The organism is Domibacillus antri, assembly GCF_001936625.1.
Taxonomy (GTDB): Bacteria; Bacillota; Bacilli; order Bacillales; family Domibacillaceae; genus Domibacillus; species Domibacillus antri.
The window spans coordinates 1-22604 of the sequence record NZ_MSDU01000017.1 but is presented as its reverse complement, the minus strand read 5'-3'; the positions used below and the strand labels follow the sequence as shown (position 1 = coordinate 22604).

Genomic DNA, 22604 nt, shown 5'->3' with positions numbered 1-22604 from the left:
TCGTTTTGCTCCTTTATAAATAAATGATTGTGTCCATAATGCCGATTAGAATAAGAAAGACACCGGCTAATTTTTGAATGACATTCCCCACTTTTTTACTCTTCGCCATGATCGTTTTATCAATCTCTAAAAACCAGATGATAAAGATGATGACTAAAAGCGGGATAGTGGTTCCGACCGCAAACACACTCGGAAGGATAAAGCCATAGGATTCGGATAACGTCAGCGGTATTAATGTCACAAAGAATAAGACGAACATCGTTGGACAAAAAGCTAAAGAAAAACTTACTCCCATTAAAAACGAGCCCATTTTCCCTTTAAAGAGTTTGGATGGAATTTCACCAAGCGTAAAACCTTTTCTCCATTTTATGACACCGAGCAAAAAGAGACCGACAAGAATCATCAGCGGCCCCATTGCCTTTCTAAACCAGGGGAAAAACAAGGTTAATGTTTGTTCCACCTGACTGCCAACCATCCAGACAATAAGCCCTAATATACTAAAAGAGGCCATTTTTCCTAATAAAAACAAAAAGATGTGCGGCCATGCAACCCCTTTTCGGAGAGAACGGTTCCCATAAATCATTAATGCGCTGCCATTGGCCGTAAGCTGGCAGGGGACCAGCGCCCCGACAAATCCTAAAATCAAGGCAGCTACAATCGAAATATGTTCCATTTGATGATATAAATTTAAAAAAGGCTGCATGACAGCGCTGCTAAAATCATTAATAAATGAATACATGTTTTGATCTTCCCTTATTCCCGTTTTTGAATAACCGTCATAAGCACAACGCCATTATAATGATCAAATTTGCAGAAAGTATGGAAATCATAAAAAAAGTCCGCTGATTGCGGACCAAAATAATGATTTAAGCGAAAAAATTATAGACGGCCATGACAACCATTAAATAAGCGGCAGCCGCAAACGCCCAATTTTTCATGAAGCCACATCCTTATAGTTTTATTTTTTGCAGTCGAAGTGCATTGAGCACAACGGAAACCGAGCTGAATGCCATGGCAGCCCCGGCAAGCCACGGTGCCAGAAATCCAAGAGCCGCGACAGGGATGCCCAATGTGTTGTAACCAAAAGCCCAGAACAAGTTTTGTTTTACATTGCGAATGGTCAATTTACTCATAAAGATCGCATCTGCAATACTGTTCAGGTCTCCTCGGATTAAGGTAATATCAGCTGCTTCCAGCGCCACATCGGTCCCGGTTCCAATCGCCATTCCAATGTCTGCTGTTGCCAGTGCCGGTGCATCATTAATGCCGTCTCCAACCATGGCGACTTTTTTTCCCTGCTCCTGCAGTTTCTTCACTTCCTCTGCTTTTCCTTCTGGAAGAACTTCTGCAATCACGTGGTCAACGCCGACCTGTACAGCAATGGACTGTGCCGTCTGTTTATTGTCCCCTGTGATCATAATGACCTCAAGACCCATCTCTTTCAATCGCTCAATTGCCGCTTTTGATGTTTCTTTAATCGTATCCGCCACAGCAATAATACCGGCATAACGGCCGTTTACCGCCACCAGCATGGCTGTTTTTCCATCGGTCTCCATTTCAGACATTTTCTCATGTGCCCCGTGAATGGACACATGATGCTGCTCCATCAGTTTGCGTGTCCCGATAAGTAATTCTTTTTCTTCGACAACCGCCTTAATCCCGAAGCCTGGGATCGCTTCAAATTGACCAGCTTCTTTAAGGGAAATCCCTCTGTCTTTAATGCCCTCGACAATCGCCTTCGCCAGCGGATGCTCTGATTGTCTTTCCGCAGATCCAACGAGTGTAAGAAACTCTTCTTGATCAATGGACTCATTTAGGATGACATCCGTCAATTCTGGTGTGCCGTTCGTGATGGTCCCTGTTTTATCAAGAACAACGGATGTTATCTGATGAGCCGTTTCAAGATGCTCTCCGCCTTTGAACAAAACACCGTATTCTGCGGCGCGTCCAGATCCTGCCATTATGGAAGTCGGCGTCGCCAGTCCGAGGGCGCAAGGGCAGGCAATAACGAGAACCGCAATCAGCTTCTCAAGTGCTTCACCGAAGTTGCCCGGGTCAACCCATAAAAACCAGATCAAAAACGTGACAACCGCGATGGCGACAACGATCGGGACGAATATACCTGAAATTTGGTCAGCCAGACGCTGAATCGGTGCTTTTGAGCCTTGTGCTTCTTCCACCACTTTAATGATTTGTGACAGCGCTGTTTCCCTGCCTACTTTCACTGCTCTCATTTTCAAAAAACCGTTTTTATTTATCGTGGCGCCAATGACCTCATCGCCTGCCCGTTTATCTGCCGGGATGCTTTCCCCTGTTAACATGGATTCATCAATGGCAGACTGGCCTTCCGTAATCACACCGTCAACGGGGATTTTTTCTCCCGGTTTTACGTGAAGAATATCTCCGGCAACGACTTTCTCAAGCGGGATTTCCATTTCCTGCCCATTTCTTTCCACAATAGCGGTTTTTGCCTGTAAGCCCATTAATTTTTTTATGGCTTCAGAAGAACGTCCTTTTGCTTTTGCTTCAAACAGCTTCCCTAAAATAATCAGCGTAATTAATATCGCGCTTGTTTCGTAATAAAGTTCGACCATATGGGCGTTTTGTCCAATTGACTCGAAGGACAAATACAGGCTGTAAAAATAAGCGGCTGACGTACCAAGTGCAACGAGTACATCCATATTCGCGCTTTTATTTTTTAACGCTTTAAAGGCGCCTGTATAAAACTGTTTCCCGATAATAAACTGGACCGGCGTAGCCAATGCCAGCTGCACCCATGGATTCATAAACATATGCGGCACATAAAGTGAAGACGTGAATTCAAAATGACCCACCATCGCCCATAGAAGCGGAAGGGACAAAATGGCTGAAAAGATAAATTTTCCTGTTTGTTTTTCAAGTTCTTTTTGCCGATAATCCATTTCTTCCTGCGCGTCTTCTTCTTTTAACACAGCACCATAACCGAGCGATTCCACTTTTTTGATGACGTCTGCTTGAGAAAGGGCGGAAGGGTTGTATTCGACACTCGCCCGCTCGAGAGCCAGGTTGACATTGGCAGTGGTTACGCCTTCCAGTTTGTTCAGCCCTTTTTCAATTCTTGCGGCACAGGCCGCACAGGTCATACCGGAAATGAGAAACTCTTTCTTTTCTGTGACAACACCGTAACCGAGATCTTCTATTTTCTTTTGAATTTCTTCTTCATTTGTTTTGGCTGGATCGTATGTTACCTTTGATTTTTCCAGTGCCAGGTTGACACTGGCATTTTCCACTCCATCCATTTTATTTAACCCTTTTTCAATCCTTGTCGCACATGCGGCACATGTCATACCGGAAATTTGCAGGTTTGTTTCCTTTGATGAATTATTCAAGTTTCTTCACCCCTCATACCCATATAGGGTATAATTTTTACCGGAAAGAGCGTGCCAATTATCAGCACGCCTTTACAAATCGTTCTTTATACGACGTCATATCCTTGTTCATCAATCGTTTCCTTAATTTTCTCAACAGATACATGCTGCGCATCAAATTCTACCTCTACTTTATGATCCTCCAGATGAACTTTCACAGCGTGTACACCTTCTAATTGACCGACACTTCCCTCAACAGCCTTTACGCAATGTCCGCATGACATCCCATTTACATTCAGCGTGATTTGTTCCATTTTTTCTTGCTCCTTTCAATATGTCCATTATTTTTTCATCAATTTTTGAATCGTGACCAGCAATTCATCTACTACTTCATGGTCTCCATCTTGAATACGTTCTACCACACAGCTTTTCACGTGTCCTTCAAGAAGGATTTTGGCGACGCTGTTCAGCGCAGCCTGGGTAGCCGATATTTGTGTAATAATATCATCACAGTAAACATCTCTTTCAATCAGCCCTTTTATTCCCCGGATCTGACCTTCTACCCTATTCAGTCTTGTCACTAAATTCTTTTTTGTACTTTCTGAATGGTGACTTTTACGGCCTGATTCATGAGCGGAAATTGGATGGTCACTGTGACATTCGTTCTTTGTCTTCATCCTGTCACCTCCTTCACTAATATATTACCATACCTCCCTATTGTATATAAAGCGATATGTTTTCTTTTTTTAGTATCTCCTGCTCCTTGTCTTAAAAAGCAGCACAGAAGAACTGCGCCGCTCCAGCTAAAATAATTCAACCTGCTATTTTTTTCTTTTTTTAAACCACATATAAACGATTCCTAACATAACCGGTATACATAGAAAGAGGCAAATCCCCAAGAGTGATTCCAAAAGATGGTGCAGAGGATTATGCGTGTGAAAAGCCGTACTTGACATGGTAAGACAAGCGATTCCGAATACAATGAAAAATAATGGTACGATAAAATTGGATAATTTTTTCATCCATCCACACTCCCTTTTTTATCAATAGGGAATGAAAGTTTGAAAATCGTCCCCTTATCTGACGTACTTTTCAATTCAATGTCACCACCGAGCAATTCGACTAAATTTTTCACAATAGCCAGCCCCAGCCCGGTTCCGCCAGATGCTCTCGACCGTGATTTCTCCACTCTGTAGAAACGGTCAAAAATGTATGGCGCATCCTCGTCCGGTATACCCATTCCAAAATCTTGAATAAACAGATGAATGTAGTGCTTTTCGACTTTCGTATACATTTCTACAGTCGATTCAGGTTCACTGTACCGAATCGCATTTTCGATTAAGTTCATCAGAATCTGCTCCAGCCTTACACCATCCGTATAGAGCAGTGGATCATCTGCTGATGGACGAAGCAAAACATCTATTTTTTTCTCCGAGGCTTTCAGCGAAACTTTTTTGACAGCGCTGTTTAAAATATCTTCTACATCGAGCCATTCAAAGTGCAGCTCCAATTTTCCTTCTTCCATTTTAGCCAGTTCGAACAAGTCATTTATGAGTGCGGTCAGCCGTGCTGATTCTTCTTCAATGATCCGTAAGTATTGATTTTTTTCTTCTTCGTTCTGGACTAATCCGTCCCTTAACACTTTTGAATATCCTTTAATATAGGAGATGGGCGTCCGCAGCTCATGAGAGATGTTAGCGAAAAATTCCCGCCTGTTCGTGCGATATTCTTCAAGTTCTCTTCCTAAGTCGGTAATGGCCGCCGCCAGACTTCCGACTTCATCTTTTGCTGCCATTTCCAGGTTCGTTTTTAAATTTCCTTTTGCTATTTCACGCGTGGCTTTCTCCATTTGTAAAAGAGGGGACGAAAGTTTTCTCGATACAAAAAAAGTGAAACCAATGGCGATAAAAAGGGCGCCGACAACCGATATAAACAGCCAGAACCGAACCTGTTCAATAGAGCGGTTGACTTCCTCCATATTAGACACCACGACGAGTCCGCCATTAACTTGATCTTCAACGATAATCGGGTGTCCCGCAAGAAAAAATGATTCTCTGTCCGCTTTGTACTCCATCCCTGCTGATTGATTGTTGCGAATGGACTGAAATAGATCATCATGGACATTCGTTCCTTTTTCAAACGATGATCCAACAGTAGACTGCAAAATTTGACCTTCCTTGTTAAAAACAAAAAAATCCGCATCCATTAATTCAGATAACATGTCAAACATATGATAAGAATGGACATCGGCCACATCTGATATATAGGTGGAATATTCAGCCGCAAAGTGCTTGATTTGGTCTTTCTGCTGATTGACATAAAAAGCAGTAAACAGCTGGTCAATCGTATACATTAACGGAAAAAGCACCACCAAAAATAAGATCATGATGCTGCCGCCGAGTTTTGTTGTAATGCTGTTTATTTTCATATTGTCTCATCCGGCTCTTGAAACTTATACCCTATTCCCCAGACCGTTTGGATCGGATTATAGTCAATGCCTTTATTTCTGATTTTAATACGAATGTTTTTCACATGGCTGTCTACTGTCCTCGTGTCCCGGTAATCATGAAATCCCCATAAAGTGTCAAGCAGAACGTCTCTCGTGAAAACTCTTTTCGGACTCATTGCGATTGTTTCAAGCAATTCATATTCTTTAGGTGTTAATTCTAATATTTCCTCTTTCAGAAATACTTGACGCCCTTCCTGGTCCATTCGGAAAAATCCATTGCTGTATAAAATAGACGCCCCTTGAACATGGTCATGGTTTAATTCGGCCCTTCTTAATAAGGCCTTTACTCTGGCTAAAAGCTCTTCCGATTCAAATGGTTTAATTAAGTAATCATCTGCCCCTATTTCAAGGCCATGAACTTTGTCTTTTAATTCATTTCTGGCTGTTAGCATCATGATGGGTGTCGATTTCATTTTCCTGATGGCCTGACATACTTCCCATCCGTCCATTTCGGGCATCATAATATCCAGAAGAATCAAATCAAAAGAGTTTATCTTAACAAGGTCAATGGCCTCTCTCCCATTGCTGCATTCGGTAATGGCATAGTCTTTCATCAAGTGAATTTTAAGCAGATTTCTCATATTCCATTCATCATCGACAATTAAAACTGTTTTTTTCATTGCTTTTCCCCTTTGCCGTATATCCACTAGTATACATGGCCGTTGTGCAGAATTTGTAGAGATTTGATTTAAATAATTGTTTTCTTCATTTAAAATCAAATAAAAATAACAGCCCCAGCCTTCTGTTCATAATCTGGGCGGGAGCTGTTATATAGCATGATACTCGTTTTTTAATGGCCGCCGTGGCCTTCTCCATCTTCCTGAACAATTTCAAGTTTATCATCAATGATCCCTTGAGACTGGAATGATACAGCATCCTGTCCGCCAATAATATAACCATGGTTATACGGACCTTGCGTCGGATCGTCTTGGAAGGTCGGTTTTAAAGAAGCCAGAAAATCGTAAACCGATTCGTTCATCTTTCCATTTTCAAGCCAGATCATCGGCGCATGTTTCCCCAAATGAGAAAATGGCGCTGCGGCAAGAGCAAGTTCCGGGGTTGCGCTGGAAACAAAAGATACGCCATGACCAGGGTCTGTTAATCCCCACCCGAAGGATGTTTCCTCATCTTTAAATTTGGCGAATTCGATGGCATTTGAAACAGGGTCCTCTCCGGCAATCCGTGTGACATTTCCATACTCACCGAGTTCCGTTTCAATCTCGTCAGATACAATGGAAGACGGGCCTAAAATATAGAGAGAGGCATTTTCTCTTTCCTGCAAGGCTGTTTTGGTTGCCTCCGGGATACCATCCTTATTCACATACAAAACAGGTTCCGGCATGTGGGCAATCCAATTAATGGCCGGTATAGAATATTCTTTTGCCTCTTCTTCGGAGGAAACGATAATGACGCCTTCCGGAAACTCTCCACCCGATACGTCTGCATATTTTTTATCCACTGCAGCCGCGAATTGGGCAGGATCTGTTCCGTCAATTCGTTCCACTTCAAACTGTGACAATTGGTTCGATACGTTTTCAGAAATGTCCCCCATCATCATCACCTGCGTACCTTCCTTATTGCCTTTCGGATTCAATCTGTTTATCTCATTCAATGTTTCATCGGATAACTCATTTTTATTGGTCAGCAAAACAGGTCCATTGTTCGGGTGATGAATGAGGTCAGCCGCAGCCAATCCAATCTGCCAGTTGTCATCCGGAACTAAAATGACCGTTCCCGGCTGATTCTCTTGATGAGTAGCCGGCCAAATCGTTTGAGATACGAGGAGGGACATTTCAGTCGGATCCTGCGTATTTAACCGGGTTGTATTTTTTGTATTGACTGTGAGAAGGTTTTCTTGAGCCTTCTCATTCATCTGTTCAGGGGGCGCTGCAAATTCTGCTAACTTCTCTGCAGATACTCCGCTGCTGGTTTCGCCTTCTTCATGATCCATGCCTTCCATGTTTTCATGATCCATTTCATCCATATTTTCATGATCCATATTGTTCGAATCATCATTGGAGCAGGCGGCTAATGCCGCGGATAAAGCGGTAACGATCACGAATCCTTTAAAGCTTTTTTTCATCTCTCTTGTCCTCCATTCCATTTTATTCACATCTATACCATACCCGTTAAATGTGCAGAATTTGTGCATATGATCCTCACATTTATTGTAAAAAGAAATTGTGCAGAAATGAAGGAGTTTTATCTTTTTAGTTTAGACACGAAATAATCGGTAATAGTATAAGCGTAAACTATAAACGGGAGGAATAAACGATGAACCATAACTTTCATGATTGTATTCAAGCTTGTTTGGAATGTTTAGCGGCATGTAACGAGTGTTTTGACAAATGTTTATCCGAAGACCATGTCAAAATGATGGCAGAGTGCATTAGACTGGATCGCGAATGTGCGGAAATTTGTGCATTTGCTGCGCAATCGATGCAAAGAAACAGCCCATTTGCAGCACAGATTTGCCGGTTATGTGCAGAAATTTGTGAGGCGTGCGGCAACGAATGCAAGAAACATGATCATGACCATTGCCAGCGATGTGCAGAAGCATGTTTCAAATGTGCGGAAGCATGCCGTCAAATGGCTTCGTAAAGAAAGATGCAGGAAAAATGTTTCCGGTTCAGCATGAAGTGTTTAACGGCTGATAAGTTCCCTTTTTTTTAAAAAAAGGATAGAATGTGCTGCACAGCCCAGCCGTATCTATTTTCAAAACATCAATTTAAGGGTATAATGAGGTCAGATCAACATACATTAAAAAGTGCCGCCCGATGCTGGACACATCGAAGCGGCGAATACAATAGCAGGTTCCCTTTACGGGGATCAGCGCATCAGCCGATTAAAACAGCCCGAGTTCGCTAAAACTCAAGGGCGGTTTTAATTTTTTTTATGGAATGACAGAATTGAAACGACCAGACCCGCAAAAGCAATTGCGAACATCATTAAAGATTCAAATACCGTCATACAGCAGCCCCCCCTTCTCTATATAAATTAAGACATACAGAGGAGTGCGCCGGTCCACCCTTGAGAAACCCATTCTATTGTTCCTCTATTATACCATAATTACGCACGCCAGTTCGTTTTTTATCTATAAAATCCCCTCATTATTTAATATTTTTTTCCTCTGTTAATGTTAACACTTTCAAAAATTTGAACATTTTTTAGATTTTTGAACAGTTCTTTTTTTCCCTTTTAACCTTTGAAATCCATATAATTGAACCTTTTGTGACAAATATTCTTTTTATTTGTTTTTTTGAATGGAGAGGACTAATATATATATTTGGCATAAAGTTTGTAACAAATTTACAGCAGGTATTATTTCTCTTTTGATTGTGAATTTGTTAACAATCTTTTTGCTGTTTATTTTTAATTACTACTGTTCTGGCTGGTTGTCAAAATCCGTTGATGGTGCTCGATCCAAAAGGACCGTCTGCCAAAACACTGTCAGACACAATTATTCTTTCGATTCTCGTAATGGGTGTGATTTTATTGGTTGTATACATTTTATACGCGTATATGCTGATCAAATATCGCGCCTCCAAGATGGCCGAGGATTATGAACCACCTCACGAAGAAGGAAACAAAACGCTGGAAATTATTTGGACGATTATTCCTGTCATTATCGTGATCTTTCTTTCTATCGTGACGGTTCGAACGACCTCGGAAAGGGGGGGGGGGGGGGGCCCCCCCCCCCCCCCGGATTTAATAATTTCAGAAATTAAGACAATCGTGAAGACAAGCATGAGTATCACGTCGAGGAAGACTTTGTTATTTACTGCAAGCGGCGAAATAACGGAAGAAGCGCCGAGTACAAATAAAATATTAAAAATATTGCTCCCAACAATGTTTCCAAGAGCAATTTCACTTTGTTTTTTAGTGCAAAGGAATTTCTTTTCGAATGGTTTCACTTTCTACTTTTAATGGATTGATCAAAGCTGTTAACCCGACTACTAACGTGATGTTAAAAATATTACTGCCGACCACATTTCCCAATGCAATATCGGCATTGCCTTCTAAAGCAGCGATGATGCTGACGGTAGATTCAGGAGAGCTTGTACCAAAGGCCACAATCGTCAATCCGATTAAAATAGATGGCACCCGCAGTAATCCGGCAATGTTGGATGCTCCCTCTACAAACCAGTCCGCTCCTTTAATTAATAATGCGAATCCGATAGTTAATAACAGATAGGTCATTTACATCCCTTCTTTCTCACTTATTTCTAATTTTGTAATACTGGTCGATCAATTGATCCAACCGCTGTAAATGAAACGTATATTCAACAATCGAGGAAGCGATGATCAATAAGCGCCATTTTTGAGCTTTGTTTTGACTGTACTGCTCCATCGTTTGCTCGAAAAACACTCCGCTCTTATCTCTGATCGTGATTTCGCTCCGGTCATCCTGTTCTCTGATCATGCCTTTATACTTTAATAACAAATATTCGTGATATTTAATCAGCTGTTCAAGATGGGCATCGAAAAGCTGGTCTTCTTCCTTGTTCGTGCTGCTTTGAAAATAGTGTTCTTCGATGTTTTCTAAAACTTCTTCCCCCTGCTGAAGCGTTTTTAACATTTGTTTAAACACAACGATCTCTCTGACATCCAAAGGCCGCAATTTTGCCATTTTCCCTCTTTCTTCGTCAAATATTTTATACTGCTCCTCCAGCTTTTGAATATCCTCCCTCAGTGTTTTACTATGTTCTTGAAAAGAAGTTTCTGTCATTTCGTTTGAAACTGCCGTCCGAAGCAGCAGCGACATATTTTGAAAAATGGACTGCACTTTATCTAAGTAATTTTTTTTATATTTCGGCGGTAAAATCAAAAGATTGACCAATAGTGCCGATCCAATGCCGACCAGGATAATTAAAAATCGATTCAATGTAAAAAAAAGATCCTCATTGCCCGGGGCACTCATAATCGCCAGTACTGTCACAAGTGTCAGCGGGATCGTGCTCTCCATCTTCATTTTCAAGCTCAATGAAATGACTAACATCATAATCAGCCCAATAATAATCGGGTTATCACCGAGAAGATAAATGGAAAAAAGAGCAATGGCCGCCCCCATGGTATTCGTGAGCATCTGGTCCAGTATATGTTTCCATGTACGATAAATCGACGGCTGAACCGTAAAAACAGCCGCCACTCCAGCAAAAACAGCAGGTTCCAAATTTAAAATAAAGCATATGTATAACGCTAATGCCACAGCAATCCCTGTTTTTAGTACACGCGGTCCTAAAGTCATGACTCCTTAATCTCCATTCTTTTGTCATAAATTTGCATACAAAATAAAGGCACCTCCACTTGATTTTAGTGAAAGTGCCCGAATAAATAAAGACATTCGTTTCAAAATGCTGCGGACTAGGCAGTTACATAGACAAATTAGAATACTTTTTTCCGGTCCCGTTCTTCTTTTAATATTTCAACAGCTTCTCTAAAGCGCTGCGAGTGAATAATTTCTCTTTCCCTCAAAAAACGAAGTGAATCATTTAAGTCCGGATCATCAGACATATCAATAATCCATTGATAGGTCGCTCTCGCTTTTTCTTCTGCCGCTATATCTTCATAAAGATCGGCAATTGGATCCCCCTTTGCCTGAATATAGGCAGCGGTAAATGGAACACCGGCTGCATTACTGTAAAATAAAGCACTGTCATGCGCTACATAATGTTCCCCCAGACCAGCCTCTCTCAGCTGATCGGGAGTGGCATCTTTTGTCAGCTTATAGATCATCGTTGCAATCATTTCCAAATGAGCAAATTCTTCTGTTCCGATGTCCGTTAACAAACCGATTACTTTTTCGGGAATCGTATAACGTTGATTTAAATACCGGAGAGCCGCAGCCAGCTCTCCATCCGCACCACCATATTGCTCCATTAAAAATTTTGCCAAAGTGGGATTACAAGTACTGACCTTTACAGGGTATTGGAGTTTTTTTTCATACGTCCACATTCAATTCCCGCCTTTTTCCTTTTGTTATATTTGCCAAGGCCACGGGCTGCTCTTCCAAGTCCAAAAATCAAGTGTTTGATTCAGGCTTCCTTGCTGCATGGGGCCGAATGATGACTCAAATTTTCGTTTTAACTGCTTACTGTATTGCGCAAATTGGTTGTACTGCTGAATCGCCTGTGTATCTGTCGGATGTGTGTCTAAATACAGCATTAATTCAATGAGAACAAAGTCGGCAGCCTGAATTTCCTCCATCTGCAGATAGTATTCGTTCGGTAATGTCTTGACCATGACTCTTACACTCTCCTTTTTTTGTAAGGATTTTCATAAAAGTCATAAAAAACGGGCCATAGAGTTCCTTTCATCAATGCTTCTGCAGGTGAAAACTGTGGAAGACTTGGCTGCTGAAATCCTACATATAAATTCGGCGGAGTGCGGTAGTACTTACGGCCAATGGGTGGACAAGGATCACAGGGACCATGAAAAGGAACATACGACTTTACTTTCGTAAACGTCTTAGGATGATTTTCCATTTTTTTCTCCTCACTAAATGATTTACTCTATCATCGTATACCTCTCCCAGCCATTTTATGATTCCTCATTGCATCGAAGTTTGAAACAATTACGTCCTTCTATCCTAAAAGTTGAGTTCAATTTGCTCTCTCTCATTTATTGTCATGGATGGTTTTTAAATTTTAAGTCTATTCATGAAGTGGACAGACATATACATACACCTAGAACATCAGAATAAAGGTGGGAAAACATGCCCTTTGTACATAAAACAATATCCATTATCATCGGCAGCCTTTTCGTAGGCATCGGCGTAAATGTTTTCCTCGTCCCTTATGAATTGCTGGATGGCGGAACAATAGGCGTTGGATTGATTTTACATTACTTGACGGGGATGAAAATCGGATTCGTCGTCATTATGATGAGCATTCCTATTTTTATCTTGTCATGGTTTTACAATCGTCCCTATTTTTACAACAGTCTTCATGGAATGATGTTTTCCTCGCTTATCATTGATGTGCTTTATCCAATGCATACTTTGGGGGATGAATTGTATTTAGCTCCTCTTACAAACGCGGTGCTTGGCGGAATCTTTGTCGGATCGGGGATTGGTATTATGCTGCGGTACGAGACAAGTATTGGCGGAACAGATTTATTTGGTCAAATGGTCGCGAAACATTTGAAAGCAAACCCTGGAGTCATCATTTTTTTTATTGATATTATCATTATTTGCACAGGAAGCATCGTATTTTCAATCGGTTCGTTGTATCTATGCTGTATCACGGTAATTTGTGTGGGGGTTATGACCAGTCTGTTTTCACTAAAGAAGAAGATCAACTTACGTAATTGAAAAAGCAGAAAAAAGGTGTCACATGGGAAAGTCGCATTGTGCCCGGTGAAGGCCGAATTCATGGAAAATCCGTCTATAGAAATGAAGAAGAGGGTGTTTCAAAAGATCGTTGAGACACCCTCTTAATAAGCTTTTATAAAATCATTTCTTCGACAGCAGGGTGATGCTGGTCGATTTTGAGTAAAATGGAAACGAGTTCTTCAGGAGTTGAGTAAAACGGTGAATGATCCGTATCAAGTGTAAAAATTTCTTCACATGGAGCTGCCGTATACATCTTTTTCTGGCACCAATGGGTAATCGCTTGATCGCGTAAACATTCAATGTAATATTTAGGAATTTTCCCAAAATGATCTTTTGTTAAATTTAACTTTGTCGATAATACGTTAAGGGCTTGAGGGGTCAATAAAGTTTTGGCTTTAGCAATGTCTTGATCGGCACAGCAGCCGTAAAATACATCCCGTAAATTTTCTTCGTTCATCGCGGCGAATCCAGCCTCTTCATTCACATTCATATTACGGGCTACCAGAGCCTCATGGTCTGTTTGGATCACATCCACCATAGACTCATTATCTCTTAATAAGAAAGCGGTTACATAAACAAGTGATTTAATTTTTTCAGAACGATATTCAGCACTTTGGGAAATAGCTATCCCTCCCATGCTGTGGCCGACAAGAATAACAGGCTCTTCGGCTTCATCAATAACGGCGCAGACTTTGTCCGTGTATCTTTTTAATGAAACTTGTGATATGGGTGTTGGATCAGAACCGTGGCTGGGCAAATCAGCCGTATGAACCGTATGACCTTCCTGTTCAAGCAGAGGAACAACTTTTTCCCAACACCATGCACCATGCCATGCCCCATGAATAAGTACGTACGCTGCCATGCTATCCACCTCTTTATTAAAAATAGTAAGAACGTCTCTATTATATTGTTTCAAACAATTAAAAGATATAAAATGATCCCTCTATATGGGAGAACGATCAAAAGCTGCCCGTCCCCCGCTGCTTTTCTGTAATGAGGGACTAGCACTTTACTTATTTTAATTCTTGTTGTTGAAGATGTTTAACCCACTCTGCATCCATTTTGGTGATCTCCGCTATAGTCTCGACATCCATTCTTTTTTTATAATCTATCAAATGAACTGCTTATGCTTATATAAAACAGCAGTTTCTCCTTTAACACACCATCATACATTTCAACCTCCTCTGCCGTTGAAAAGAGGAAATACACCCATGCTTCCGCAATGTCTTCATCCGGGTATGACACCGAATACTCGGTAAAGAATTGATCTTCGTATTTGGCGTAGAATGCTTCTTGCGCCTCCATATCTTCTGCTACATTTTCTGCGAGCCATTCATCATACATCGGTCCCGACCAAAATGCCTCGTAAAACTGATTCAAATACGATTCTTCGGTCATGCAGCCGTAGTCTGATTCGTACGTTTCACAGCTCTGGGGGGGGGGGGGGGGGGGGGGGGGGGGGGGGGGGGGGGGGGGAGGGGGGGGGGGGTGGGGGCGGGGGGGGGGGGGGGGGGGGGGGGGGGGGGGGTGGGGGGGGAGGCTGGAAAAGCGGGGGGGGGGGGGGGGGCGGGGTGGGGGGGGGGGTGCCCCCCCCCCCCCCCGAATTGATCATCCGCGAGCGTCACGACGTGTGAAATTTCATGTAGAAACGTGCCGTACAGTTCGGTTTCATTTTCTGTATCCTGAAAATCAATGGCGACTTTCCAATAATACGTATCTTCCAGCGGCTCAACGTAGGCAAGCGTTTCAGCCGGCCCATCTGTAAAAAAGGCCAATTCGCCAATCGTATCCACGTAATCAGCCGGCAGCATGCTATAAAAAATCGACCAAAGCCGCTCCTGATCCTCCCAGTTATCGGCATATGCATCCTCTGTCCGTTCTAACTCTTCCATTACTTCACCATTTTCCACGGAATACACAATAACTGCCGTTTCTACTGCCTCGATCGTTTGATCCACTTTGTCGATGGCTTCATTGACCTCTTCTCCGGAACAGCCGCTTAACAGCAGTGCCCCTGCCAGCCAAACCATATAATGCTTCATTCGCTTCTTCCCCCTTTTTGAGGACCATTGGTACAAGCCCTTTCTTCAAAAATAGAGGAAAAAGCCACATTATTGAATCTTTTTCGACAGTAAAAAAGGCCTTCCCCCTGCTGTTTTATCGCGATGGTGGACAGGGAACCATTGTTAAGCTCTTCTTTGCCGGAATAATTCCCGTTCTTTCCATTTGCCAAAACGATAATAGGAAAAAGCAATCATACTGCTGATGATAAAATGATAAAGCCGACGCCCATGCCAAGCGCAATTCCCTTTTCACCTGTCCATTCTGCAAACAAATAGGTAAGCGGATAGCGCAGCACCCAGAAAGAAATGATATTCAGTACAAGAATTTGTATCATCGCACCTGAAGCGCGCACAATTCCATTTAGCACGAAATTAATCCCCAAGAACGGATAGAAAAAAGAAATGATCATGATATATTCGGCGCCAAAATGAAACTGCGCCCGGGTTTGTGATAAATAGCCGAATGCTTACGATCAGCCCATAAAGAAATGCCGCACCCTGGGCAGCAACAGTGGCATATGCCGCTCCGTCGATTCCCCACTGAAACGTATGTATAAACAATGGATCCAGTACTGTATTTAAGACTACCGCTAAACTAACAAAATAAAGCGGGGTTTTGCTATTGCCAAGCGTACGGAAAATAGTTCCAATAAAATTGCAGCCAAATAAAAAAAGGATTCCCAGAAAATTAATCTGCAAATAGCTGACCGCTTCCATCATCATGGATTCCGGTGTTCCAAGAAGACGCAGGAGCCATTCCGAATGGTTAATGCGGCATTGTTGACGCCGATAATAAACGATAAAACCGCAAAAATGACCGTACTGGAGACAGCAGCAGCGCCGAGCGCATCCGCCCCGATTAAATTTCCGATCCATAGGCTGTCTATCAGCTGATAGGACACTGCAAGCAAATTCGCAAGTAAAATTGGAGAGGAAAAAAAGAGCAGATTTCCACAAATATTGCCAGTTATAAAATCAGGATGATTCATTCTAAATAAATCCCCTTTTGTTTTTCATATCCACAATATACCATATGTGAATTATAAATGGTTTTTTCTTTTTTAGAACTGATAAGCATGATTTTAAAAGGAGAAAGAAAAAGAAGGGTGGGGCTGGCCGAAAAGCTCAGCCCTCTTTGTGAGTTGACGGTTTTCCATTGGCGTGGATTCGTTTCCTTGATATTATTAAAGAAAACAGCGGCGCAATTCCTCCTCTTTTCAAGTGAATTGCGCCGCTTCTTCTGTTTATTGCACCATTTTGATTAGACAGTTTTGTTTTTAATGAGCAGCGACCGGTTCAGCAGCTGGTGCATAGGACTGCAGTATTTGCTGCATGTCGGTAACCATCAGCTGCGGTACTTGATAGTAGCCCTTTTTATTTTGATAAATAGAGATTTCATAGCCCATTTCTATACAGTTCGGAATGGAATCGGCAAGCACCCGGCGAACGACCGGGTTAGTTGTTTCCATTGCAGCAATCGTTTTAATGGAAGCAATGGATTTGACCGCCCCAAGCATAAAGCCGGAGATGATTTCGTCATTAATTTCTGCTTCAGATTGAATCGGTTTCTTGGGCTGAGACGGTTTCAATCCATAAGTGAATTGATTGTCTTGTTTCATCATATAGGTTTGGGTCGGTACAGCAGGGTCCTGTCCGGAACGGAAACAGTCTACAGTTGTATTGTATTCCTGCTGCATAAATTGATACTGACGGTCGAGGATGTCGAGAAGTTCTTGATCCTGTACCTTCGGACGAAGCATGGTGAACTTGTTCAGCGCACCGACTGTCGTCGAGAGCACTTCGTGAACGTCAAATAACTCATGGCCGCCGTGATTAAACTGTGGTGACGTATTGGATTGCATGTGTTTTCCCCTCCTGAAAAAGAATGTCGTACGGCTTTAGTGTACGGCAACTGCAATTTTTTATACAAAGGAGTGGACTTACACAATATTCCTGCCTGCATATACTTGATTACGGCCTCCTCGTTTAGCCCGGTACAAAGCATCGTCGGTTATTTTAACGAGCATAGAGGGTGTTAATGTAGCCTCCGGCGTCATCACTGCTACACCAATGCTGACAGTCACAAAGCTGTGAATATCCGAAAATTCATGCGGGATCGCCAATTCTTCAATACGCCTGCATATATTCTGCGCGATGTGTGCCGCCTCAAGCGCGGTTGTATCCGGTAAAATAACAGCGAACTCCTCCCCTCCATAGCGGGCAGGAAGACAGGGCTGTTTTATTTCCTCTTTCAACACTGTGGCGATGGCTTTTAAACAAACATCTCCTTCAGGATGGCCGTATGAATCATTGTACGCTTTAAAGAAATCAACATCGATCAGAAGCAATGCGATGCTTTCTTTTGCCTCTTCCGATTTTCTCCACTCTTGTTGGAAAACTTCATCAAAGACACGCCGATTGTAAAGTTTTGTCAGTCCGTCCAGCGACGATAATTTCAGCAGTTTTTTTTGCAATAGCCATGAATAAATGAGTGTGGTCCCAGCCAGTAATGCAGCAATTCCGCCAAAAATGATCACGTTTTTCGCTCTTTGACCGGCTTTATTACTCGCTCTCCATGCATCATTAATAATTTTTTCAATATCTTTTTCAATCTCCGCGTCAATGGCCCGAAATTCATCCATGAGTTTCTTCCCGTGTTTCATTCGTTTTATTGCCAGCTCCGACTCTCCATTGTTTACAAGAGTAATCTGGCTTTCATAAAAACGCTGCATTTTGACAATATGCGGAATTGCTTTTTCATCAATCAACTGCTTCATAACGGGATGATGCGACTCGTACTTTTTAATATCATTCAAATTTTGATTCAAAAGGTCTTTTCCGAGATAATAAGGAGTAAGAAATGTTTCATCGCTTGTTAAAATAAAACCGTGCACACCTGTATCCTGATTCAAAAGATGCATAAGCAAATCATTGGCGGCATTAGAAATCGGAACCGCGTTCACGACAATATTGTCACTTTCTTCCTGCATATGTAAAAATGAAAGATAGCTCCAAATACTGGTGGAGGTCAACAGTAAAAGGATAATACATAAATAAACCTGTAAAAAACGTCTCCGTGGCATGTTCATTATTTTTCACCATTTCTATATTAATTAACCTTCTTAGTTATACAGTACCCCAACTGGTGTGTTATATGCCATTTGAACTAATAAATTTTCATACGAATGGAAAATCAATGGAATGAATAAACAAGAAATGGAACAGCGCATAATGAAACAATATGAGCAGGATGAACAAATGATGATCCTTATTTTTTCACAATTGAATGTGTTATCCATGTATGGGAATGATGATCTTGCATTTGTTGCGGCTGAAGAAATAAGAAAAAGAAAAAAATGACCGGGACATCCATCCGGTCATTGAATATATTGACCTTATTGCCGGCATTTAAGGATCAATACGTTACGGTAAAAGTACGGCTGAAAAAATCAGCCATCTTTTGCGCAGGCATCGGTTTAGCGAACAAGTAGCCCTGCGCTTCATTGCAGTTCATGCCTTTCAAAAAGGCCGCTTGTTCTGTCGTTTCTACACCTTCCGCAATGACATTCATGTTTAAATTTTTAGCAAGTGTCACGATCATCGTCACAATCGCTTTATTGGTCTCGTCCAATTTTTTCACAAACGTCTGATCAATTTTCAGCTTATTAATCGGAAAATGACGAAGTGAACTAAGCGAGCTGTAACCTGTTCCGAAATCATCCATACTGACATGGATATTTAACTCTTTCAGCTTCAGTAAAGCTGAATGAAAAATGTCACCTTCAAGCGTCATGCTTTCCGTTATTTCAATATCCAGCCACTCAGAAGAAAGGCCGCTTTGCTCGAGTGCTTCTTTCACATGATCGACAAAGTTCAGCTGTGTAAATTGGCGCATGGAGACATTCACACTGACCCGGACCGGTGGAAATCCGGCATTTTGCCATTCTTTATTCTGCCGGCATGCCGTTTTGAGAACCCAATTCCCAATAGGTACAATTAAACCGGTTTCTTCCGCCAGCGGAATAAAGTCTGATGGTGAAATGGTTCCAAGCTCTGGATGCTTCCAGCGAATGAGCGCTTCAACCCCTAAAATCCGGCCGGAATGGATATCGAGCTGCGGCTGATAATGTAACTGAAATTGGTTCCGTTCGAGCGCTTTATGCAGTTCCCGCTCGAGTCTCATTTTTTTGGTATTTTTTTCATCGAGTTCTTTAGTGAAAAACTGGTAATTGTTTTTACCAACCTCTTTTGCTAAATACATCGCAGCATCCGCATTTTTAATAAGCGTCTCGCTGTCCAGCCCGTCCTCAGGATACATGCTGATTCCCATGCTTGCTGTAACAATAATTTCTACCTCATCGATGGTAATGCTTTTTTCTACATGCCGAATAATACGCTCCGCAATCGTTTCAGCTTCTTTCCTTGAAACACCCGGCAGTAAAATCGCAAATTCATCGCCGCCTATTCGCGCTACAATATCCCCGTTTCGAATACTGTCTTCAATTCGCCGCGCGACCGACTTTAACATTTGATCGCCGGCTTTGTGCCCCATTGTATCGTTAATATTCTTAAATCGGTCAAGATCAATAAAAATAACCGCGAACGGATCATAATTAGCGGAAGGTTCGATCATTTTCATATTTTTATGAAAAAGACGGCGGTTCGGAAGCCCGGTTAAATAGTCGTAATGCGCGATACGGTAAATGGCCTTTTCCGCTTTTTTTCTCTCGGTAATATCCGTTGCGGTTCCAACCACTTCAATGACTTCCCCATTTTCAAAAATAGGGGATAAATAAATAAGAAGTGTATGTTTGAAAATATCCACTTCAAAGTCAATCGCTTTTCCTTTGTAAGCCTTTGCGAAATACAACTTTAGTTTCCTGGCTGCTTTCAATGAAAACAGCTCATCGATTGACTTATCTTTGACAAAACTAGTGGTAAAACCAAATGGCTCTAAAATTTTTCCTTCCAGCAGCGTGAATTGAAACTCCCCTTGTTCATTTTTTATATACTTAAAAACCGCATTTTGTAAATTTTTCACCGTTTGACGAAAATCATTTTTCAATGCAGTTTCCAGCTGTTCTTCCGCTCTTTTACGGTCCGTTATATCATTGAGGATTGATACAAACTGATACGGCAGCCCCTGATCGTTTAAAAAAGGGACAATCGTAGCGCTTACCCAATATTCCGAACCGTCTTTTGAACGGCTTTTTATATCGCCTGTCCACGTATCCCCTTTCTTTAACGCTCTCCATATTTTCTGGAAAAAAGATTCAGGATGACAATTTGAATTTAAAAGGGAATGTGTACGGCCTATTATTTCTTCATGAGTGTATTGAGAGATCTCACAAAAGCGATCATTCACATAAGTGATGATACCGTTTTCATCCGTTGCCGCAAGAATGAAGGATTGATCAAGCGCGTATTGTATATTGTGTAAATCTTTCAACATTTGTTCATAATGCATATGTAATTCAGCTCTATTCCGTTCAGTGATCACTGGAAAAGAGCTGTAATTATACTTATTAATCATTTGAAACTCCTTTCAATGAAAACACAAAATAAATGTTCTTCCTATTATAATCGATCAGGAACTTTTTGACTACAAAAACTGGAATGTCAATGACCGTGTCATGCTTTTTAAACATAAACGCTTCATTTATTAATCGAAATTCAGAAAAAAATTCAGCCGGTTCTTTCATCCCATTTTCAGATTATAACAAAAGTGTATCAAACAATTCATTTAAGGGAGGGTTTGATGTGGGAAAACTGTATATCAGGTTTTCAGTCGTGTATTTTATTATTGGTGTGTTATTGGGACTTACGATGGGAATTCTCCATGACTTCAGACTGACATCTGTTCATGCTCATCTTAATTTGCTTGGCTGAGTATCCAGGGCTCTTTTTGGACTTATTTATCATGTTTATCCAGCGGCAGCCAACACACCGTTGGCAAAACGGCAATTTGGGATTCATAACATCGGTCTTCCGGTTATGATGACAGCGATTGGAATTCAAATTTGGACTGGAGATGAAACGCTTGTTCCTGTGGCGATTATCGGTTCTCTTCTCGTTGTCATCGGCGTTCTACTTTACGCCGTCAATCTATTTAAATATATGGACAAATAACACAAAAAGGGCTGACTCAATTGATTCAGCCCTTTTTGCCGGTAAATAATTTCACGAAAGAAAAATAAGCGGGTTAAAACAAATGCAATCATGAAGATAAAATCAAGACGTTCTAACATCGTTAATATTATTTCAAAAATGTTCATCCCCCTTTTTTATTATTTAATGCAGGTCAGAATTTTCCCTGCGGCAACTTGAACATGGTATGATAGATGGAGAAAACAAAGGATTCATCGACAGAAAAGTGAGGCTAATGAAATGAAAACAGAAACAGATTTTAATTCCCTTGTAAGCGGACACTTTCATGATTTTGATGAAGCAGCGGTGCGTGTTCTGCAAATGATGGCGCAGTTTATTGACCTGAATACCCTTTTTATTGCGCGTAACGACGGAAAGACAAACCGGATTATCAAAGTACTAAATAAAAAAGAAGAACTGGTAACAGAAGGGGATGAACTTTCCTTTACGGAAAGCTACTGCAATTTAAGTGTGGATCACGGCCAGCAAATTCTCATCATTCCAGATGTGAACAACAGTGATCTCACCCGGGAATTAGCCGTAACTAAAAAATTAGGCGGAGGAACGTTCATCGCAATTCCAATTTATTATGAAAACGGCGAAATTACGGGACAATATGCGGCCTGGATACGAAAAAGCAGGAATTTAGTGATGAACAAATAAAAATGTTTGAAACGATGGCGGCATTGCTGACGTATGTGCTTGAACTGGATTATACGCATCAGCAGCTGCATAATAACGCAGCACCGGTCGTCCCCATTACAAAGGGAATCGCCATCCTTCCAGTAATTGGGGATATTGACGAGCGCCGTGCTGAAAGTATTATTCAAACCGCGCTTTTCAAAAGTCAGGAATTGGCACTGGACTATCTGGTCATTGACTTGTCCGGTATCGTATCCATTAACGAAACCGTCGTTGCGTCGTTATTAAAAATCACGTCTATTTTGAAATTAATCGGCGTGACCCCGATCTTAACCGGTTTCCGTCCTGATCTTTCCATGAAAGCCATTCAAATAAACGCCGATTTGAAAAATATTTTGATTCAGGCAAACTTAGAACAGGCATTGAACGAAATTGGCTTTGTCTTGAAAAATGAACAATCCCGCCACGCGTGGTAACTACTCAGACCAAGCCGAATAGGCCACGCTTTTTGGCCTAGCCAAGTCAGCTGAACACATGTGGCACTTCAATCGCCTCTTTTCACA

The 22604-nt window shown here is 41.6% G+C and carries 25 protein-coding genes and 3 pseudogenes; 8 read left to right on the top strand and 20 right to left on the bottom strand.

Annotated features, from left to right (window positions below):
* Positions 1–13: 13 nt before the first annotated feature.
* From BTO30_RS09075 to BTO30_RS09040, 7 genes are all read right to left on the bottom strand, one after another.
* Entirely contained in the window at positions 14–739 is a 726-nt protein-coding gene (locus tag BTO30_RS09075) for an urease accessory protein UreH domain-containing protein (protein WP_075398412.1), read from the bottom strand.
* 211 nt (positions 740–950) lie between these two features.
* Complete coding sequence (locus tag BTO30_RS09070) at positions 951–3368, bottom strand: heavy metal translocating P-type ATPase (protein WP_075398411.1); 2418 nt, start codon at positions 3366–3368, stop codon at positions 951–953.
* A gap of 86 nt (positions 3369–3454) precedes the next feature.
* On the bottom strand, positions 3455–3661 hold the full coding sequence (gene copZ, locus BTO30_RS09065; protein WP_075398410.1) for a copper chaperone CopZ: 207 nt from the start codon (positions 3659–3661) through the stop codon (positions 3455–3457).
* A 27-nt stretch (positions 3662–3688) separates the two neighbouring features.
* Positions 3689–4024 (bottom strand): metal-sensitive transcriptional regulator, encoded by a 336-nt coding sequence (locus tag BTO30_RS09060; protein WP_075398409.1) that lies wholly within the window; start codon positions 4022–4024, stop codon positions 3689–3691.
* A 341-nt stretch (positions 4025–4365) separates the two neighbouring features.
* Positions 4366–5775, bottom strand: a complete 1410-nt coding sequence (locus BTO30_RS09050; RefSeq protein WP_075398407.1) for a sensor histidine kinase — start codon at positions 5773–5775, stop codon at positions 4366–4368.
* The gene (locus BTO30_RS09045) at positions 5772–6476 is read right to left on the bottom strand and encodes a response regulator transcription factor (RefSeq protein WP_075398406.1); all 705 of its coding nucleotides are present in this window, start codon (positions 6474–6476) and stop codon (positions 5772–5774) included. The genes BTO30_RS09050 and BTO30_RS09045 overlap by 4 nt, the downstream gene beginning before the upstream one ends.
* 170 nt (positions 6477–6646) lie before the next feature.
* Positions 6647–7939 carry a cell wall-binding repeat-containing protein gene (locus BTO30_RS09040; RefSeq protein WP_075398405.1) on the bottom strand — a complete coding sequence of 431 codons (1293 nt, stop codon included), beginning with the start codon at positions 7937–7939 and terminating at the stop codon, positions 6647–6649.
* Between the two features lie 191 nt (positions 7940–8130).
* Here BTO30_RS09040 and BTO30_RS09035 point away from each other — a divergent pair, with 191 nt between their 5' ends.
* Positions 8131–8457, top strand: coding sequence for a four-helix bundle copper-binding protein (locus BTO30_RS09035; protein WP_075398404.1), 327 nt, complete (start codon positions 8131–8133; stop codon positions 8455–8457).
* Positions 8458–9231: 774 nt separating this feature from the next.
* A pseudogene (locus BTO30_RS17635) lies at positions 9232–9525 on the top strand (cytochrome c oxidase subunit II transmembrane domain-containing protein); the annotation flags it as partial.
* Here BTO30_RS17635 and BTO30_RS18000 read toward each other — a convergent pair.
* The 6 genes and pseudogenes from BTO30_RS18000 to BTO30_RS09005 all read right to left on the bottom strand — a co-directional run bounded on the left by BTO30_RS18000 (position 9429) and on the right by BTO30_RS09005 (position 12341).
* Entirely contained in the window at positions 9429–9770 is a 342-nt protein-coding gene (locus tag BTO30_RS18000; RefSeq protein ID WP_425429449.1) for a hypothetical protein, read from the bottom strand. The pseudogene BTO30_RS17635 and the gene BTO30_RS18000 sit on opposite strands and share 97 nt — an antisense overlap.
* A pseudogene (locus tag BTO30_RS17995) lies at positions 9745–10056 on the bottom strand (sodium:calcium antiporter); the annotation flags it as partial. The gene BTO30_RS18000 and the pseudogene BTO30_RS17995, both read right to left, overlap by 26 nt.
* Positions 10057–10072: 16 nt before the next feature.
* Entirely contained in the window at positions 10073–11104 is a 1032-nt protein-coding gene (locus BTO30_RS09020; protein WP_075398401.1) for an FUSC family protein, read from the bottom strand.
* A 137-nt stretch (positions 11105–11241) separates the two neighbouring features.
* On the bottom strand, positions 11242–11811 hold the full coding sequence (gene cotJC, locus BTO30_RS09015) for a spore coat protein CotJC (RefSeq protein WP_075398400.1): 570 nt from the start codon (positions 11809–11811) through the stop codon (positions 11242–11244).
* Positions 11812–11835: 24 nt separating this feature from the next.
* Positions 11836–12099 carry a spore coat protein CotJB gene (locus BTO30_RS09010; RefSeq protein WP_075398399.1) on the bottom strand — a complete coding sequence of 88 codons (264 nt, stop codon included), beginning with the start codon at positions 12097–12099 and terminating at the stop codon, positions 11836–11838.
* 5 nt (positions 12100–12104) lie between these two features.
* Entirely contained in the window at positions 12105–12341 is a 237-nt protein-coding gene (locus tag BTO30_RS09005) for a spore coat associated protein CotJA (protein WP_075398398.1), read from the bottom strand.
* Between the two features lie 230 nt (positions 12342–12571).
* On the opposite strand from BTO30_RS09005, the gene BTO30_RS09000 reads away from it, so the two are divergent.
* Positions 12572–13168 (top strand): YitT family protein, encoded by a 597-nt coding sequence (locus BTO30_RS09000; RefSeq protein ID WP_075398397.1) that lies wholly within the window; start codon positions 12572–12574, stop codon positions 13166–13168.
* Positions 13169–13301: 133 nt separating this feature from the next.
* Here the strand turns inward: BTO30_RS09000 and BTO30_RS08995 are convergent, their stop codons facing one another.
* The 6 genes and pseudogenes from BTO30_RS08995 to BTO30_RS08970 form a co-directional block, all read right to left on the bottom strand.
* Entirely contained in the window at positions 13302–14051 is a 750-nt protein-coding gene (locus BTO30_RS08995) for an alpha/beta fold hydrolase (protein WP_075398396.1), read from the bottom strand.
* 239 nt (positions 14052–14290) lie between these two features.
* Positions 14291–14569 (bottom strand): hypothetical protein, encoded by a 279-nt coding sequence (locus tag BTO30_RS08990; protein ID WP_083632346.1) that lies wholly within the window; start codon positions 14567–14569, stop codon positions 14291–14293.
* Between the two features lie 14 nt (positions 14570–14583).
* Positions 14584–15231, bottom strand: coding sequence for a putative periplasmic lipoprotein (locus BTO30_RS17470; RefSeq protein WP_211272831.1), 648 nt, complete (start codon positions 15229–15231; stop codon positions 14584–14586).
* Positions 15232–15375: 144 nt separating this feature from the next.
* Positions 15376–16241: pseudogene (locus BTO30_RS08980) on the bottom strand (MATE family efflux transporter).
* 288 nt (positions 16242–16529) lie between these two features.
* Positions 16530–17114, bottom strand: a complete 585-nt coding sequence (locus tag BTO30_RS08975) for a spore coat protein (protein WP_075398393.1) — start codon at positions 17112–17114, stop codon at positions 16530–16532.
* A 78-nt stretch (positions 17115–17192) separates the two neighbouring features.
* On the bottom strand, positions 17193–18341 hold the full coding sequence (locus tag BTO30_RS08970) for a diguanylate cyclase (protein WP_075398392.1): 1149 nt from the start codon (positions 18339–18341) through the stop codon (positions 17193–17195).
* A gap of 112 nt (positions 18342–18453) precedes the next feature.
* On the opposite strand from BTO30_RS08970, the gene BTO30_RS17370 reads away from it, so the two are divergent.
* Complete coding sequence (locus tag BTO30_RS17370) at positions 18454–18612, top strand: hypothetical protein (RefSeq protein ID WP_169829351.1); 159 nt, start codon at positions 18454–18456, stop codon at positions 18610–18612.
* A 55-nt stretch (positions 18613–18667) separates the two neighbouring features.
* On the opposite strand, the gene BTO30_RS08965 is transcribed toward BTO30_RS17370, so the two are convergent.
* On the bottom strand, positions 18668–20785 hold the full coding sequence (locus BTO30_RS08965) for a sensor domain-containing protein (RefSeq protein ID WP_075398391.1): 2118 nt from the start codon (positions 20783–20785) through the stop codon (positions 18668–18670).
* A 227-nt stretch (positions 20786–21012) separates the two neighbouring features.
* Here BTO30_RS08965 and BTO30_RS17940 point away from each other — a divergent pair, with 227 nt between their 5' ends.
* The 4 genes from BTO30_RS17940 (at position 21013) to BTO30_RS17620 (ending at position 22517) form a co-directional block, all read left to right on the top strand.
* A complete protein-coding gene (locus tag BTO30_RS17940) occupies positions 21013–21141 on the top strand; it encodes a hypothetical protein (RefSeq protein WP_342743394.1) in 129 nt (42 codons plus the stop codon).
* Between the two features lie 60 nt (positions 21142–21201).
* Positions 21202–21381, top strand: a complete 180-nt coding sequence (locus tag BTO30_RS17935) for a hypothetical protein (RefSeq protein WP_342743393.1) — start codon at positions 21202–21204, stop codon at positions 21379–21381.
* A 258-nt stretch (positions 21382–21639) separates the two neighbouring features.
* Positions 21640–22062, top strand: coding sequence for a hypothetical protein (locus BTO30_RS17625; protein WP_245796401.1), 423 nt, complete (start codon positions 21640–21642; stop codon positions 22060–22062).
* 2 nt (positions 22063–22064) lie between these two features.
* Positions 22065–22517 (top strand): STAS domain-containing protein, encoded by a 453-nt coding sequence (locus BTO30_RS17620; protein WP_245796399.1) that lies wholly within the window; start codon positions 22065–22067, stop codon positions 22515–22517.
* Positions 22518–22604: the final 87 nt, after the last annotated feature.